The sequence below is a fragment of the Mycobacterium hackensackense genome (genome assembly GCF_025822555.1).
In the GTDB taxonomy this organism is placed as follows: Bacteria; Actinomycetota; Actinomycetes; order Mycobacteriales; family Mycobacteriaceae; genus Mycobacterium; species Mycobacterium fluoranthenivorans.
In genome coordinates this window covers 1,522,118-1,536,801 of the sequence record NZ_JACKUC010000030.1, presented here as the reverse complement: position 1 = coordinate 1,536,801, position 14,684 = coordinate 1,522,118, and the positions used below count along the sequence as shown (strand labels likewise).

Here is a 14,684-nt window from a genome sequence, read left to right as displayed (position 1 = left end):
CTTCTCCACGCCTCGGGGCGCGACAGCAACTGACAATTTCGCACCCCACGCCTACCAACGCAAACTGGCTCGCCCGCCACCTGTCCTTATATTCGTGGCCACTGTGCGAACGCGTCGATATCGCCGGGAGGTTCCCCCACCGTCTCTACCAGCCGTAACAGCCGTCTACGACCACTTATTCGCAGCGCCGGATGCGACCCCCTGGTACCGATCAGAGTGGGCGCAATTCCCACCCTCATCAAGGCCCCCGCCAGCGCCGCGTGGGTGTCCGGCGCGTGCGGGTCCAGACCGAGCAGGTACCGGTCGGCCTCCGGCCGCCCGTCGGCCAGCACCCAGGCCCGCAGCTCCCGGGGGCCCGGCAGCCACTGCGACGGCACCGTCTTGACCGCGCCCCTGGTCCAGTCCCGGGCGATACCGGCGAGCCGGTTGTCCATGCCGGTGCGCACCAGCGGGTTGTTCTCGTCTGTACGGGCGATCTCGGGGACCAAGCCGGCATCGGTGATCATCTCGGCCAGCCCCTCGGCACGCCAAAGCCGGTCGACGACCACCGACAGCCGCGCCTCATCCCCGGAGATCACCACCTGGCCGGACGCCGCCAGAATCCCCGTGAGGTCGGCCACCTGAGGTGGTATCGACTCAGCCGAGAAGAACGACAGCTGACTCACACGTCCGACACTAACGGCGTCGTAAACGAAAACACCCCCGGCGTGGCCGGGGGTGTTCCGTCAGACTCAGTAGATCGAACAGCGCGTGGCTCAGACGGCGCGAACGCCGGTGGCCTGGGGGCCCTTGGGGCTCTGGCCGACCTCGAACTCAACCTTCTGGTTCTCCTCCAGGGTGCGGAAGCCCGACCCCTGGATCTCCGTGTAGTGGACGAAAACGTCAGCGGAGCCGTCCTCGGGGGCGATGAAGCCGAAGCCCTTCTCCGCGTTGAACCACTTCACAGTTCCCTGTGGCATTTTCCGTACATTCCTTCTCTTACCGGGTGCGGTTCACCGACTTCCGGTGTACCGGGCCCGTTCCGACCGCCAATCCTTCGTGGAGTCGTCGGAACTTGACCCGACTCACAACCCTCGCAGGAACCGCGATCGCAACGACGATCCTGCGAGTGCGAGTACACGAACACAGAAGCTGCGACCGCGATAAGTCAATCATGTTCGGGGCGTCTGCGACAGTGTCGGCACGATCCGGTAGTTAACAATTCACCTGGGGACACATCCCGGGAATCCTCCCGGAATTTGAGAAAGGAAGCAGGTGAGCGGTTCGGTGGCCGAATCGGGGTCGCAGTTCGGGCGCGAACTGCTGGCCCGCGCGATCGACGGCACGCCGGCCGGCGAACATCCGCTGCGGCACGTCACCGATCTGGCACCCCGCCGCGCGCAGCGGCGGCCGTGGCCACAGTGGGCTCCTGACGCTGTCGTGGCGGCCTACGCCGACCGCGGGATCACCGGCTTGTGGTCGCACCAGCTTGCCGCCGCTGAGCTGGCACATCAGGGTCGCCACGTGGTGCTCTCGACCGGCACCGCGTCGGGTAAGTCGCTGGCCTACCAACTGCCGATCCTCACCGCGATGTCCGCCGATCCACGGGCCAGGGCGCTGTATCTCTCCCCGACCAAGGCACTCGGCCACGATCAGTTGCGCAGCGCGCAAACCCTCACCCTGGCGGTCGCGAACCTGCGCGATATCGCACCGAGCGCCTACGACGGCGATGCCAGCACCGAGGCCCGCCGGTTCGCACGGGAGCGGTCACGGTGGATCTTCTCCAACCCCGACATGATCCATCTGTCGCTGCTGCGCAACCACGCCCGCTGGGCGGTGTTCCTGCGCAACCTCACCTACATCGTCGTCGACGAGTGCCATTACTACCGCGGCATCTTCGGGTCGAACGTGGCGATGGTGTTGCGCCGCCTGTTGCGGCTGTGCGAGCGGTACTCGGGCACGCCCACCGTCATCTTCGCCAGCGCGACGACGGCGCTGCCCGGGGAGACCGCCGCCGAGCTGATAGGCCAGACCGTCGCCGCGGTGACCGAGGACGGATCGCCGCAGGGTGGGCGCACCGTCGCGCTGTGGGAGCCGGCCCTGCTGGGCGATCTCGTCGGCGAGAACGGCGCCCCGGTGCGGCGCTCAGCGGGTGCCGAGGCCGCCCGCGTGATGGCAGATCTGATGGCCGAGGGGGCGCGCACCCTCACCTTCGTGCGGTCCCGGCGGGGTGCCGAACTCACCGCGCTCGGGGCGCGGGCCCGGTTGGAGGAGGTGGCACCGCAGATCGCCGGTCAGGTCGCCTCATACCGGGCCGGTTATCTGGCCGAGGACCGCCGGGAGCTGGAACACGCGCTCTCCGAAGGGGATCTGCGCGGACTGGCGACCACCAACGCACTCGAACTCGGCGTCGACATCGCCGGACTGGACGCCGTGGTGCTGGCCGGCTTCCCCGGTACCGTCGCCTCGTTCTGGCAGCAGGCCGGACGTTCGGGCAGACGGGGACAGAGCGCGCTGATCGTGCTCATCGCCAGGGACGACCCGCTGGACACCTATCTGGTGAACCATCCCGCGGCGCTGCTGGACAAACCGATCGAACGAGTGGTGATCGACCCGGCCAATCCGTACGTGCTGGGTCCGCAGCTGCTGTGTGCGGCCACCGAACTGCCGCTGTCCGACGCCGAGGTGCGGGCCTGGAGCGCCGAGGCCGTCGCCGCCGAACTGGTCGACGACGGCCTGTTGCGACGCAGGGCGGGCGGGTACTTCCCCACCCCCGGTGTCGACCCGCATCACGCCGTCGACATCCGCGGCGGGACGGGCGGGCAGATCGCGATCCTCGAGGACGGCACCGGGCGCATGCTCGGCACCACCGGCACCGGTCAGGCCCCGGCCGCGGTCCACCCCGGCGCCGTCTATCTGCATCAGGGTGAGAGCTATCTGGTCGATTCGCTCGATTTCGACGACGGGATCGCCTTCGTACACGCCGAGGACCCTGGCTACACCACCTCGGCCCGCGAGGTCACCGATATCAGCGTCACCGGCCCCGGTGAACGAAATACATTCGGGCCCATCACACTTGGGCTGGTTCCGGTATCGGTGACCAATACGGTGACCGGGTACCTGCGTCGCCGGGTCGACGGCGAGGTCATTGACTTCGTCGAACTCGACATGCCGTCACGCACGCTGGACACCGTCGCGGTGATGTGCACACTGACACCGGAGTTGTTGGCCGCCAACGGTATAGACATGCTGCAGGTGCCCGGCTCGTTGCACGCCGCGGAGCATGCGGCCATCGGGTTGTTGCCACTGGTCGCCAGCTGCGACCGCGGTGACATCGGCGGGGTGTCGACCGCATCCGGGCCGGAGGACGGGTTGCCGACGATCTTCGTCTACGACGGATATCCGGGTGGTGCGGGGTTCGCCGACCGGGGGTTCCGCCAGTTCAGCACCTGGTGGGGCGCCACCGCGGCGGCCATCGAGGCGTGCGAATGCCCGTCCGGATGTCCGTCGTGTGTGCAGTCGCCCAAGTGCGGCAACGGAAATGATCCGTTGGACAAGTCCGGCGCGATCACGGTGCTGCGCATGGTGCTCGGCATACTGGCTCGCCACGAGCAGTGACGACTCACCCCTCGAGAATCGTGATTTGCTCGTCCCGACGCACCGATGCCGGCATGCCGAGCACATGAACACTGCGATAAACGGTCGGACGACGCGATCCGTTTTCAACCCGGCGAAACCCGGCGCCGACGTAAAATACCCCGAGACCTGGGCACCCGCAACCCGGCCCGGGGCGCAGCGACATCGCTCCGACACCGGATCACCGGTGCAGACCAGCCTCATACGATGGATTTCGTTGCTACCGCAAATTACCAGCGGGCTGCCCACCGCCAGCTAAACTCGTGTCCATGGACCACGACTGGCTGCTCGTGGAGACGCTCGGAGACGAGCCGGCAGTGGTCGCCCAGGGGCCGCGCACCAAGAACCTCGTGCCCATCACGACGTTTCTGCGACGGAATCCGCACCTGATGGCCATTCAGTCGGCGATCGGCGAAACCGTCCGCGGCGGACAGCCACTGACGAGCATCACCTCCAAACACGACCGCGTGATACGCACCGATGTGGTGCGTATGTCCGACGGGGTGATCCACGGTGTGCAGTTGTGGATCGGGCCGCCGGATATCGAGGCGCCGGAACGCCCGTTGATCGGGCCACTCAAATGGGATCTGGATTCCGGTGTGGCAACCGATACGCCCGAATCACTGACCATCAGTGGCCGCGACGCGTCCCGGGAGGCGACGCACGGTCGCGCGTTTGCCGAGGACCTGCCCGCGCACGCACTCAACGCCGACGAATCCAGTGTGCTGTCGATGGTGATCCGCGCCAAACCGGGCAATGTCATGTGCAGCACCTGGAATGTCACCGATTACCGGGGTGCGCCCATCGCCGTCGGCTTCGTGGCCCGGGCTGCGCGTGAACCCCAGGACGACGGCACCGAGCGGCTGATCTGCCGGTCGATGAACTGGCGCGCCGAGCGTGAAGAACCGGTGCCGCGACCCGACGATCTGGCCCAGCGCATCCTCGACGGGCTGGCGACGCCGGGCGTGCACCGAGCCCTGGTGGACCTCAACAGCTGGCGCCTGCTGAAGTGGCTGGATGAGCCGTGCCCGTTCTACGACTGGCGCGCCACCGAGGTGGACGTCCCCATCCTCGATCCCGCAGACGAACACCAGATCCTGTCGATGGCACAGGAATTCGCGGTCGGCCCGACTTCCCGCGTGCTGGGGCTGCGGTCCCACGACGGTGGCTACACCCCGATCCACGTGACGGCCACCCGCGTCGAAATCGACGAGAACACCATCGCCGCACTGCTGGCGTTGCGGCTGCCGACCGATGAGGAGCTCGCGGCCGCCCAGCAGGGCGCGATGGTGGCCGAGCCCGCCGAGCCCAGCTCCCGGCCCTCCCTGAAAACGCTGTTGCGGCTGGGCAAATCGGCCGATCCGCACGACTGATCACACCGGGCCCGCGCGGGCCTGCGCGCGGGCTCGCCACTGCCGCACCCCGGTGGCCGCGTCGACGGTGACCACCGCGTCCAGTCCGTCGATGACACAATCCGACAGTGCCGTCCCCATCGCGGAGGCCACCGACGTCGCCCGGGCGCAGGCGACGTGCCGGCCAGATGGCAGTGCGGTGGCCGCGGCGTGGGCGGCGAGATCGGCTGCCGCCTGCGCCCGGTGCCGGGCGATGACCACCGCGCCCACCACCGCCATTCCCATGGTGACCGCGACCAGCACACCCACCATGGCCGCGCCGATCAGCGTCGCCGAACCGCGGTCGTCACTGACCGGGTTCGACGGCGGCCACCGCTTCCGCGGCGACGGTGATACCGGGTAGCAGTGGCGATTTCGCACTGACCCGGGCGACGACGAACGCACCGTCGCGCCGCAGCGCCACCACCGCGCCGCTGGGGCCGACCCGTTCGGCGGCCGCGGTCCCGTCGGCGCCACGCGCGGCCAGTCGGGCCGCCTCCCGCGCCGCGTCGACGCAGCGCACCTGCATGCCCAGCGCGGTGAGGCCGGCCGCACAGAAGACCAGAACCGCCACCAGTGTGGCGACCGCGAACGCGGCCTCGACCGTGACCGCCCCGTCATCGGCGCTCAGACATTGGTGTTGAGCGCCCGGGTGATGATGTTGGACAGCGCGGTGACGATGGAATCGCCGGTCACCACCGAGTAGAGAATGGCCCCGAAGGCCGCGGCGGCGATCGTGCCGATCGCGTACTCGACGGTGGACATGCCGGACTCGTCGGTGGCGATCACCGTCATTCTCGCCTGAAATGACCGAATCATGTTCTTTACCATTGCTTCTCCCCTCGATGGACGTGATCTTCACAGCAGGCCCGACCCCAGCACGTCGCCCGCCAGACCGGCGACCACCGGAACCACGCCCAGGCAGACGAACGCCGGAAGGAAGCACAGACCCAGCGGTCCGGCGATGAGCACCGAAGCCCGTCCGGCGGCGGCTTCTGCCGCGGCACCGGCCTCGCTGCGCACCTGATCGGCCAGTTCGGCAGCCCCCTGAGCCAGCGCCGCCCCCGATTCGGCGGAGCGCCTGGCCATCCGGGCCAGCGACCCGCCATGTGGGTCGGAGGCGGATTCGGCCTGCGCCCAGGCGCTGCCCGGGTCCGCGCCCAGCGCGAGCAACCGCGCTGCACGAGTGAGCCGTTCGGCGAGCTCCGCGGGGGCCAGGGCGGCTGCCGCCGCGGCCGCCGCCGGGGTGGCCATGCCTGCGCCCAGACAGGCGGACAGGATGTCGAAACACGAGGCCGCGGCCAGCGGATCCGAGGCCGGACGCACCGGTGTCGGCTCCGCGGGCCGGATCCCGGACCGGACGGGTCCGGTACCGATGAGCAGCGCGGCAGCCAGAAGCAAAGCGGACCAGGTCATTCCAGGGCTCCCGAGGCGATCCGGTCCGACCACCACAACCCGAGGCAGCACAGGGCCACGCCGATGACCAGCAACCAGCCACCGGTTCCGCCGGATACCAGGAACTGCAGCGAGTCGGCACCGATGAGCTGGCCGAGCGCGATACCGAGCACCGGCAGCGCCGCCAGAATCGTGGCCGTGGCGCGCGCACCGGCCAGACCGGCATCGAGTTTGGCCGAGAATCGTTCGCGCTCGACGATGTCGCGCTGGGCGGCCCGCATCAGCGTGGCGATGGCCAGGCCATGGGTCTGCGCGAGCTGCCAGCACGCCGCCAGGCGTTCCCAGTGTGCGGGTAGCGCAGATGTCCGGCCGGCCACCCGTAGACCGGCGGCCACGTCGGCGCCGAGCTGCCCGCGGGCCGCCACCCCGCGCAACGCCTGCGCCACCGGTCCGTCGACTTCCCCGGCGGCGACGCCGAAGGCCACCACGGGGTGCGCGCCCACCCGCAACTCACCCACCAGGACGTCGAGGGCGTCGCGCAATGCCGCCGCTTCCGACCGCATTCGCGCGCGGCGACGGGCCCGATGACGACGCGCGAGCACCGTCGCGCCGATCAGCCCGCCGGCCACCACGGTCCCCAACGGCAGCACGAGCGCAGCCACCGCGACACCGGCCACCACACCCGCCCACGGCGGGAGGTGGCCGGCGATCCGGCGTCCCGCCACGCCCAGCCGCATCCGCGCCACCGGTGGCGTGATGAGCAGGGCGGCGGCCAGCAGCAGCGCGGCGGTGATCATCGGCCGCTCCTGTCGGCGATGAACTTGTCCAATACCGCTGCACCAGAACCGAATCCGTCGTCGGCATGCCATACCGTCGCGGCGCGCACACATCCGTCGGTGCCGCGCTCCAGCACCGCGATCTCGACGAGCCTGCGGCCGGCGGTCGCGTCTCGGCGCACGTGCAGCACCACCTGGACCGCGGCCGCGAGCTGGCTGTGCAGCGCCGCCCGACTCAGCCCGCCCGAACCTGCCAGTGCTTCCAGCCGGGCCGGCACCTCCGCGGGGCTGTTGGCGTGCACCGTGCCCGCTCCCCCGTCATGACCGGTGTTGAGCGCGGCCAGCAGATCGACGACCTCGTCCCCGCGCACCTCACCGACCACGATCCGGTCGGGACGCATCCGCAGGGCCTGCCGGACCAGGTCGCGTACCGTCACCACGCCCACACCTTCGACGTTGGCGCCCCGGGCCACCAGCTTGACCAGATGCGGGTGCCGGGGCGCGAGCTCCGCGGCGTCCTCGACACAGACGATCCGCTCCCCCGCGTCGACCGCACCCAGCAGCGCCGCCAACAGCGTGGTTTTCCCCGCACCCGTGCCGCCGGAGATCAGAAAGGCCAGGCGCGCCCGCAGGATCTGGTCGAGCAACCGGGCCGCGGGTTCGGCGATGGCCCCGGTGGCGATCAGCGCATCGAGGTCCTGGTCGACAGGGCGCAGCACGCGCAGCGACAGACACGTCCCGCCGGCGGCGACCGGCGGGAGCACCGCGTGCAACCGCACCGGGTCGGACCCCAGACACGTCAGCTGGCCGTCCACCCACGGCTGGTTCTCATCGAGCCGGCGACCCGCGGCGAGGGCCAGCCGCTGCGCGAGCCGCCGCACCGCCTCTTCGTCGGCGAAGCGTATTTCGCTGCGGTACAAGCCATTTCCGCCATCCACCCAGACCGCATCCGGCGCCGTGACGAGGACATCGGTGGTACCGGGCAGGCGCAGCAGCGGGTCCAGGAGGCCCGCGCCCGTCAGTTCGGTCTGCAGCACCCGCATGGTGGCAAGCACATCGGTGTCGCCGAGCAGACCGCCCGATTCCGCGCGGATGGCCGCGGCGACGACCGCCGGCCGCAACGGAATGTCCTCGACGGCCAGCCTTTCGCGGACCCGCTCGATCAACGACGCCGTCATCCCGGCACCGCCACCGGCTGCTGCCGCAGCAGGGCGAGAATCCGGCCGGCCGCTGTCGCCAGCGGCGATCGGGCCCGGACCCGCAGTCCACCGCGCTCCATCGAACCGTCCAGGCCCGGCTGCGGGCGCATCGACACCAGCAGCGGCAGGCCCACCGTCCGCGCCACATCGTCGGCCCGTAATCCACCCGGAGCCGGGCCGCGAACCACCAGGCCGACATTGGGATTGATGGCACCTGCCCACCCACCCGTCACGGCGGCCGCAGCCGTGGATCGCACGTCGGCGGGGGTGATCAGGACGACCAGGTCGGCGGCACGCATCGCGGTTTCGGTGGCCGGGCCGGGCTGCCGGGGCACGTCGCACACCACGGTCACCCCGGCGCGCCGGCCCGCATCGATGACCGCCGCGAGCGGGCCGGGCCTGATCTCGGTGCCCATCCGCCCGCCCGACAGCACGGTGACCCCGCGGTGGGTCGGCAGCACGTCGCGCAGGGCGTCATAGCCGAGCCGGCCCTCGCTCAGACGGAGATCGGGCCAGCGCAGCCCCGGCTCCCCCTCGTTACCCAACGCCAGATCCAGGCCGCCGCCCCACGGATCGGCGTCGATCAGCAGTGACTCGGCCGCCGCCTGCGCGATCGCGACCGTCAGCAGCGAGGCGCCCGCGCCACCGGTTCCGCCCAGCACCGCCACCACCGGACCACGCCGCGGACCCGCACCGCGGCCGTCCGGCGCTGCCGACAGCGTGGCCACCAGCTCCCCGTCCTGTCCAGGCAGGTGCAACACCCGTTCCGCACCCACAGCGACCGCGGATTCCCAGTCCTCACTGGTCAGGGCGGGCGACAGCAGCAGCACCCGGTCGCGGCGCGGCAGTCCGTGCGCCACACACCGCGCGGCGGCACCGCGGTCGAGGAGCACCACCGGCGCACCGGCCCACACCGCTCGACTGGACGGTTCACCGGCATGCACCACCCGGACACCGGCCGCGGCGGCCACCCGGTCTACGTCATCGCGCATCGGCCGGTCACCGAGCATCGCCAGCACCGAAGCCGTCCCGGAAATGGTCACCCACTCACTGTGCGAACAGATGGCGACCACACGCCAGAGGGCGGTTGAACATCTGTGGATGAATCGGCAACTGTGGATGAATCCGGCCGGAACTCGACACTGAGAATGACATTCCGCAACGCCGGGAGGATGAGATTGCCCCTACGGGCCGAAAGAAAAACCCCCAGAAAAGGGACGACCCCCGCCAGGGGGGGAGGAGGCGGAGGTCGTCGTGTATCAGCCCCGGGGGGTCGGGCTGATCCACACCCGACATAAGCCGGGTAATGCTCACTATACACACGAGCGTGTCTCGCGGCGCAAGTTGCGCTTGCCAGAGAATGCGTCCGGGAACGGAAAAACCAGCGGTTAGCGATACCGCGTGTGAGCTGCCACTTTCCCAGCTATGGGAGAAGCCTCCCCTGGCACGGGCCTATGCTGGGCGTCGTGACGGTATCCGACGGGACCCCTGACGCGCCCGCCGCCGCAGATGGCCGCGCCGAATCCGGGCAACCTGTCCGCACGGCGGCATTCTTCGATCTCGACAAGACCGTGATAGCAAAGTCCAGCACGCTGGCGTTCAGCAAACCATTCTTCGATCAAGGACTACTGAATCGCCGTGCGGTCCTCAAGTCCACCTATGCGCAGTTCCTCTTCCTGATGTCGGGTGCCGACCACGAGCAGATGGATCGGATGCGCACGTACCTGACCGAAATGTGCACCGGCTGGGATGTCGAGCAAGTGCGCTCGGTGGTGGGTGAGACCCTGCACGAGATCGTCGATCCGCTGGTATTCGACGAAGCCGCGAACCTGATCGCCGACCACAAACTGTGCGGACGTGACGTCGTCGTGGTCTCCGCCTCGGGCGAGGAGATCGTCGCGCCCATCGCCCGCGCCCTGGGCGCCACCCATGCCATGGCCACCCGGATGGTCGTCGAGGACGGCAAGTACACCGGCGAGGTCGCGTTCTACTGCTACGGCGAGGGCAAAGTGGACGCGATCCGGGAGCTCGCCGCGCGCGAGGGGTACGCACTCGAGCACTGCTACGCGTACTCCGATTCGGTCACCGACCTGCCGATGCTGGAAGCGGTCGGCCATCCGTCGGTGGTCAATCCCGACCGCGCATTGCGCAAGGAGGCGACCTCGCGGGACTGGCCCGTCCTGGCCTTCAGCCGGCCGGTATCCCTGCGGGACCGACTGCCCGCCCCCTCCGGTGCGGCAGTCGCGACGACGTTCGCGGTGAGCCTCAGCGCCCTGGCAGGCGGGGCGCTGACGTATTCGTTGTTGCGCCGGTTCGTATTTCAAGGCCGGTAGTACGACACCCGGTCGTAGTGACACCGAGTCGCGTAACGATCCGGAATCGGCATCAATTGGCCCTTGATGTGATCGCGGTCACGGAGTACAAAGGAGTCACGGAGGAGCGGTAAGGCCAAGGCCACACCGGAAGAGAAGGTGTGATCTCCCGAACCGAACTTCCCAGCACGGATCCCGGCACCCACGCGGAGCACATACCGCGATAGAGGTAAAAGTGTTGCGGGCCTGCGGAATTGCGAAAGCGGCTGACATCGACGATCCCTTGGGTGGGATCGCAGACAGAGCGCAACGGAAGAACGCCGAGGCCACCCACGCAGCCACCAGAGCACGCTTGGTAACCGGAGTCCGTGCTAGCGGGCGGCGAGCCGAATCGGATGCAGGTCCGATACCGGAACGTCGCCCGCTTCGTATGTCCCTACTTCTTCGCCGCCTCGGCGATCGAAAGCGCTTCTCGCGCACCGGCATGCAGTGCCTGACTGCTCAGCACCAGCCAGGCGCCCAGCCCGTTCGGCGTTCCCGAGGCGAATCCGCGCGCGGCCGCGCGGTAATTGCCGGACTGTTTCATCCAGAACATCTCCGGCACGCCCAGTCCGTGCGGATCCAGCCCGCTGGCCATGGTGATCAACCGCGACACCGCGCGCGCCACCACACCGTCGGCCACCCCGAACGGCGCCAGGGTCAGCAGCTCCCCGTGTGCCACCGCCGCCAGCACGAACGCCGGAACCTTGGTGCCGCCCGTCACCAGATCGGCGAGCAACTCCAGGCGCGGGCCCACCTCGGGGTCCGGCCGCGGGCGGCCGAGTCGGTCATCCCCGACCAGATCCGCGGCCGCCAGGGCGTGCAGCCGGGCCAGCGCCTGCAGCGGGGCCCGTTTCCACACCCCGATCAGCGCGCCGGCTCCGCCCTCCAGGACTTCGGCCACCCGCAGTGCACCCGCGAGCACCGCATCGGGGTCACCCGACTCGTCCAGGCTCAGCGCGCCGCCGTCGAGCACCGACGAGGCCCGCGCCGCCCGCAGTGACGCCTCGGCCGCGGTCGCCGGCCAGCCCCGCAGGTTGGTTCGGTGCCGGTGCGCCCGGCCCAGCGCCTCCCGGGCCTCTTCGCCGGCAGCCGTCACCCCTTCGAGGTCGGCCAGTGGTGCAAGTGGGTCGGTCACAACGAGCACGCTAGCCGACCGTTGGGCGCCGATTCCCCGACCGTTCATCGCAGCGGCCCCGCCGCCCGCAGCACGCTGTGACGCTCCAACACTTGTGCAACGTTCGGTGACTACGCTCACACCCATGACCACACCGCCGCTGACGCATGCCGACGTTCCGTCCGTCTACCCGCCGCCCGCCGATTTCGTGGCGAATGCCAATGCCACGGGTCAGTTGTACGACGACGCCGCGGCCGACCGGTTGGGGTTCTGGGCCACCCAGGCCAACCGCTTGAGCTGGGCGACGCCGTTCACCGAGGTGCTGGACTGGTCGCAGGCGCCGTTCGCGAAGTGGTTCGTCGGCGGCAAGCTCAACGTCGCCTACAACTGTGTGGACCGCCACGTCGAGGCCGGCAACGGCGAGCGGGTGGCGATCCACTGGGAGGGCGAGCCCGTCGGCGATTCCCGCGATATCACCTACGCCCAGCTCAAGGATGACGTCTGCAAGGCGGCCAACGCGCTGACCGAGTTGGGGGTGGTGGCCGGGGACCGGGTCGCCATCTATATGCCGATGGTGCCCGAGGCGATCGTGGCGATGCTGGCGTGTGCGCGGTTGGGCGCGATGCACAGCGTGGTCTTCGCCGGGTTCTCGGCGACCGCGCTGGCGGCCCGGATCGAGGACGCCGCGGCCAAGCTGGTGATCACCACCGACGGGCAGTACCGCCGCGGCAAGGCGGCGTCGCTCAAGGATGCCGTCGACGAAGCAGTGGCGGATCAGCCGTCGGTGCAGCACGTGCTGGTGGTGCGCCGCACCGGGATAGACGTGAACTGGACCGACGGCCGCGACCGGTGGTGGCACGACACCGTCGAGCAGGCCTCACCGGAGCACGCCCCGGAAGCCTTCGACTCCGAGCAGCCGCTGTTCCTGCTGTACACCTCCGGGACCACCGGCAAGCCCAAGGGCATCGTGCACACCTCGGGTGGTTACCTCACCCAGGCGGCCTACACCCACTACAACGTGTTCGACCTCAAACCCGAGACCGACGTGTACTGGTGCACCGCCGATATCGGCTGGGTCACCGGGCACACCTACATCACCTACGGCCCGCTGGCCAACGGCGCCACCCAGGTGGTCTACGAGGGCACACCGACCTCGCCGACCGAGCACCGGCATTTCGAGATCATCGAAAAGTACGGTGTCACCATCTATTACACGGCACCGACGCTCATCCGCACCTTCATGAAGCTGGGCCACCAGATCCCCGCCGCCCACGATCTGTCCAGCCTGCGGCTGCTCGGCTCGGTGGGCGAGCCGATCAACCCCGAGGCCTGGCGCTGGTACCGCGAGTACATCGGCGCGGGCAAGGCCCCCATCGTGGACACCTGGTGGCAGACCGAGACCGGCGCGATCATGATCTCCCCGCTGCCCGGTGTGACGGCCACCAAACCCGGCTCCGCAATGACCCCGCTGCCCGGTATCTCGGCCAAGATCGTCGACGATGACGGCAACGAACTGGTGCCCGGTGCCGACGAAGCCGAGCACGTCACCGGCTACCTGGTGCTCGATCAACCGTGGCCGGCGATGCTGCGCGGGATCTGGGGTGACCCGGAGCGTTTCAAGGACACCTATTGGTCTCGCTTCGCCGAACAGGGCTGGTATTTCGCCGGTGACGGCGCACGCTACGACTCGGACGGCAACATCTGGGTGCTGGGCCGCATCGACGACGTGATGAACATTTCCGGACACCGGATCTCCACCGCCGAGGTCGAATCCGCACTCGTCGGGCACTCCGGGGTGGCCGAGGCCGCCGTCGTCGGCGCCTCCGATGACACCACCGGCCAGGCGATCTGCGCGTTCGTCATCCTCAAGGCCAGCGCACACGGCGGCACCGAGGGCATGGTCGAGGAACTGCGCGCCCAGGTGGCCATCGAGATCTCACCGATCGCCAAACCGCGCGAGATCCACGTCGTGCCCGAGCTGCCCAAGACCCGCAGCGGCAAGATCATGCGACGGCTGCTGCGCGATGTGGCCGAGGGCCGCGAGCTCGGCGACACCTCAACCCTGGTGGACCCCAGCGTCTTCGAGGCCATCCGCGCGAGCAAGTAACCGACGGGGAATCGGCTCAGGGGACGGGAACGAATCCCGTCCCCGGGCGGTTCTTTGCCGCGATATCGCCCAGCACGGCGTTCATCGACACGGTCACCGCCGGGGTGTGCAACGGCACGTATTTCACGATGCAGGTCGGCAGGTCCTCGGTGAAGGCACCGTGGATCATGCCGACCAGCCGGTTGTTCACGGTGACGGGTGCGCCGGAGTCGCCGGGTTGTCCGCACACCTGATTGAGGATGGTGCCCGGATCCTTGCCCGGGCCCCAGGTGACCCCACAGGAGTAGCCGGTGGTGCGCCCGAGCTTGCACGCGACATCACCGAACCCCGGATCGGGCCCGATACCGTCGATGCGGAATCCGTTGACGGTGTCGACGGGACGCACCTTCTGCGGGTCGAACTCGATCACCGCGTAATCCAGTCCGTCGTTGCCCGCGACCATGGTGCCCAGCACCCCGGCGTCGGGCGCGGCTTCCGAGCCGACCTTCGCGCCGGGGCCGCCGCAGTGCGCGGAGGTGAATCCGATGAGCTTGCCGGAGGCGTCGTTACCGATCGCGGTCAGCGTGCAGAAGGTGTCCCCCTCGATCACGATGCCGGATCCGCCGCCTAGATCGACCGGGCCGGCGGCGTGGGCCATCGGCGCGGTCACGATCGTCGCAAGGGCTGTCACAGCCGCCGCAACCGCCGCATGCCAGCGGTGTCTCACAAGCATCCTCAATTCGACATGGCCCCG

The 14,684-nt window shown here is 69.2% G+C and carries 15 protein-coding genes; 4 read left to right on the top strand and 11 right to left on the bottom strand.

Annotated elements, in window-relative coordinates; translation table 11 throughout:
- Positions 1-86: 86 nt before the first annotated feature.
- Both H7J86_RS16875 and H7J86_RS16870 read right to left on the bottom strand, forming a co-directional pair.
- Complete coding sequence (locus H7J86_RS16875; protein ID WP_090364662.1) at positions 87-665, bottom strand: hypothetical protein; 579 nt, start codon at positions 663-665, stop codon at positions 87-89.
- A gap of 90 nt (positions 666-755) precedes the next feature.
- Positions 756-959: a cold-shock protein gene (locus H7J86_RS16870; RefSeq protein ID WP_006243848.1), complete on the bottom strand. Its 204-nt coding sequence runs from the start codon at positions 957-959 to the stop codon at positions 756-758.
- Between the two features lie 307 nt (positions 960-1,266).
- Here H7J86_RS16870 and sftH point away from each other — a divergent pair, with 307 nt between their 5' ends.
- Both sftH and H7J86_RS16860 read left to right on the top strand, forming a co-directional pair.
- Positions 1,267-3,597: a DEAD/DEAH box helicase gene (gene sftH, locus H7J86_RS16865; RefSeq protein ID WP_267292995.1), complete on the top strand. Its 2,331-nt coding sequence runs from the start codon at positions 1,267-1,269 to the stop codon at positions 3,595-3,597.
- Positions 3,598-3,884: 287 nt separating this feature from the next.
- Complete coding sequence (locus H7J86_RS16860) at positions 3,885-4,988, top strand: PAS domain-containing protein (protein ID WP_267292205.1); 1,104 nt, start codon at positions 3,885-3,887, stop codon at positions 4,986-4,988.
- On the opposite strand, the gene H7J86_RS16855 is transcribed toward H7J86_RS16860, so the two are convergent.
- From H7J86_RS16855 to ssd, 7 genes are read right to left on the bottom strand one after another with little or no spacing between them, the layout of a single operon-like run.
- Positions 4,989-5,279: an Rv3654c family TadE-like protein gene (locus H7J86_RS16855; protein ID WP_372517283.1), complete on the bottom strand. Its 291-nt coding sequence runs from the start codon at positions 5,277-5,279 to the stop codon at positions 4,989-4,991.
- A gap of 34 nt (positions 5,280-5,313) precedes the next feature.
- On the bottom strand, positions 5,314-5,580 hold the full coding sequence (locus H7J86_RS16850) for a TadE family type IV pilus minor pilin (RefSeq protein WP_235633137.1): 267 nt from the start codon (positions 5,578-5,580) through the stop codon (positions 5,314-5,316).
- Between the two features lie 53 nt (positions 5,581-5,633).
- On the bottom strand, positions 5,634-5,837 hold the full coding sequence (locus tag H7J86_RS16845; RefSeq protein WP_187097191.1) for a DUF4244 domain-containing protein: 204 nt from the start codon (positions 5,835-5,837) through the stop codon (positions 5,634-5,636).
- 27 nt (positions 5,838-5,864) lie between these two features.
- Positions 5,865-6,422 carry a type II secretion system F family protein gene (locus tag H7J86_RS16840; RefSeq protein ID WP_187097192.1) on the bottom strand — a complete coding sequence of 186 codons (558 nt, stop codon included), beginning with the start codon at positions 6,420-6,422 and terminating at the stop codon, positions 5,865-5,867.
- Positions 6,419-7,198 carry a type II secretion system F family protein gene (locus H7J86_RS16835; protein ID WP_187097193.1) on the bottom strand — a complete coding sequence of 260 codons (780 nt, stop codon included), beginning with the start codon at positions 7,196-7,198 and terminating at the stop codon, positions 6,419-6,421. The genes H7J86_RS16840 and H7J86_RS16835 overlap by 4 nt, the downstream gene beginning before the upstream one ends.
- Positions 7,195-8,355 (bottom strand): TadA family conjugal transfer-associated ATPase, encoded by a 1,161-nt coding sequence (locus H7J86_RS16830; protein ID WP_267292201.1) that lies wholly within the window; start codon positions 8,353-8,355, stop codon positions 7,195-7,197. Before H7J86_RS16830 ends, H7J86_RS16835 begins: the two co-directional genes overlap by 4 nt.
- On the bottom strand, positions 8,352-9,386 hold the full coding sequence (gene ssd / locus H7J86_RS16825; RefSeq protein WP_090364678.1) for a septum site-determining protein Ssd: 1,035 nt from the start codon (positions 9,384-9,386) through the stop codon (positions 8,352-8,354). Before ssd ends, H7J86_RS16830 begins: the two co-directional genes overlap by 4 nt.
- A 444-nt stretch (positions 9,387-9,830) precedes the next feature.
- Between ssd and H7J86_RS16820 the strand changes: the two genes are divergently transcribed.
- The gene (locus tag H7J86_RS16820; protein WP_090364647.1) at positions 9,831-10,709 is read left to right on the top strand and encodes an HAD-IB family hydrolase; all 879 of its coding nucleotides are present in this window, start codon (positions 9,831-9,833) and stop codon (positions 10,707-10,709) included.
- A gap of 415 nt (positions 10,710-11,124) precedes the next feature.
- Here the strand turns inward: H7J86_RS16820 and H7J86_RS16815 are convergent, their stop codons facing one another.
- Positions 11,125-11,913 (bottom strand): Fic family protein, encoded by a 789-nt coding sequence (locus H7J86_RS16815; RefSeq protein WP_090364645.1) that lies wholly within the window; start codon positions 11,911-11,913, stop codon positions 11,125-11,127.
- Between the two features lie 76 nt (positions 11,914-11,989).
- On the opposite strand from H7J86_RS16815, the gene acs reads away from it, so the two are divergent.
- Entirely contained in the window at positions 11,990-13,951 is a 1,962-nt protein-coding gene (gene acs, locus H7J86_RS16810; protein ID WP_267292199.1) for an acetate--CoA ligase, read from the top strand.
- A 16-nt stretch (positions 13,952-13,967) separates the two neighbouring features.
- Here acs and H7J86_RS16805 read toward each other — a convergent pair whose 3' ends face one another.
- Positions 13,968-14,663: a S1 family peptidase gene (locus tag H7J86_RS16805; RefSeq protein WP_090364676.1), complete on the bottom strand. Its 696-nt coding sequence runs from the start codon at positions 14,661-14,663 to the stop codon at positions 13,968-13,970.
- Between the last annotated feature and the right edge of the window lie 21 nt (positions 14,664-14,684).

Coding starts and splice junctions, on each gene's coding strand:
- H7J86_RS16870 (WP_006243848.1), bottom strand. CDS start 959: ATGCCACAGGGAACTGTGAAGTGGTTCAACGCGGAGAAGGGCTTCGGC.
- H7J86_RS16860 (WP_267292205.1), top strand. CDS start 3,885: ATGGACCACGACTGGCTGCTCGTGGAGACGCTCGGAGACGAGCCGGCA.
- H7J86_RS16855 (WP_372517283.1), bottom strand. CDS start 5,279: ATGGTGGGTGTGCTGGTCGCGGTCACCATGGGAATGGCGGTGGTGGGC.
- H7J86_RS16845 (WP_187097191.1), bottom strand. CDS start 5,837: ATGGTAAAGAACATGATTCGGTCATTTCAGGCGAGAATGACGGTGATC.
- H7J86_RS16840 (WP_187097192.1), bottom strand. CDS start 6,422: ATGACCTGGTCCGCTTTGCTTCTGGCTGCCGCGCTGCTCATCGGTACC.
- H7J86_RS16835 (WP_187097193.1), bottom strand. CDS start 7,198: ATGATCACCGCCGCGCTGCTGCTGGCCGCCGCCCTGCTCATCACGCCA.
- H7J86_RS16830 (WP_267292201.1), bottom strand. CDS start 8,355: ATGACGGCGTCGTTGATCGAGCGGGTCCGCGAAAGGCTGGCCGTCGAG.
- ssd (WP_090364678.1), bottom strand. CDS start 9,386: ATGCTCGGTGACCGGCCGATGCGCGATGACGTAGACCGGGTGGCCGCC.
- H7J86_RS16820 (WP_090364647.1), top strand. CDS start 9,831: ATGCTGGGCGTCGTGACGGTATCCGACGGGACCCCTGACGCGCCCGCC.
- H7J86_RS16815 (WP_090364645.1), bottom strand. CDS start 11,913: ATGAACGGTCGGGGAATCGGCGCCCAACGGTCGGCTAGCGTGCTCGTT.
- acs (WP_267292199.1), top strand. CDS start 11,990: ATGACCACACCGCCGCTGACGCATGCCGACGTTCCGTCCGTCTACCCG.
- H7J86_RS16805 (WP_090364676.1), bottom strand. CDS start 14,663: ATGCTTGTGAGACACCGCTGGCATGCGGCGGTTGCGGCGGCTGTGACA.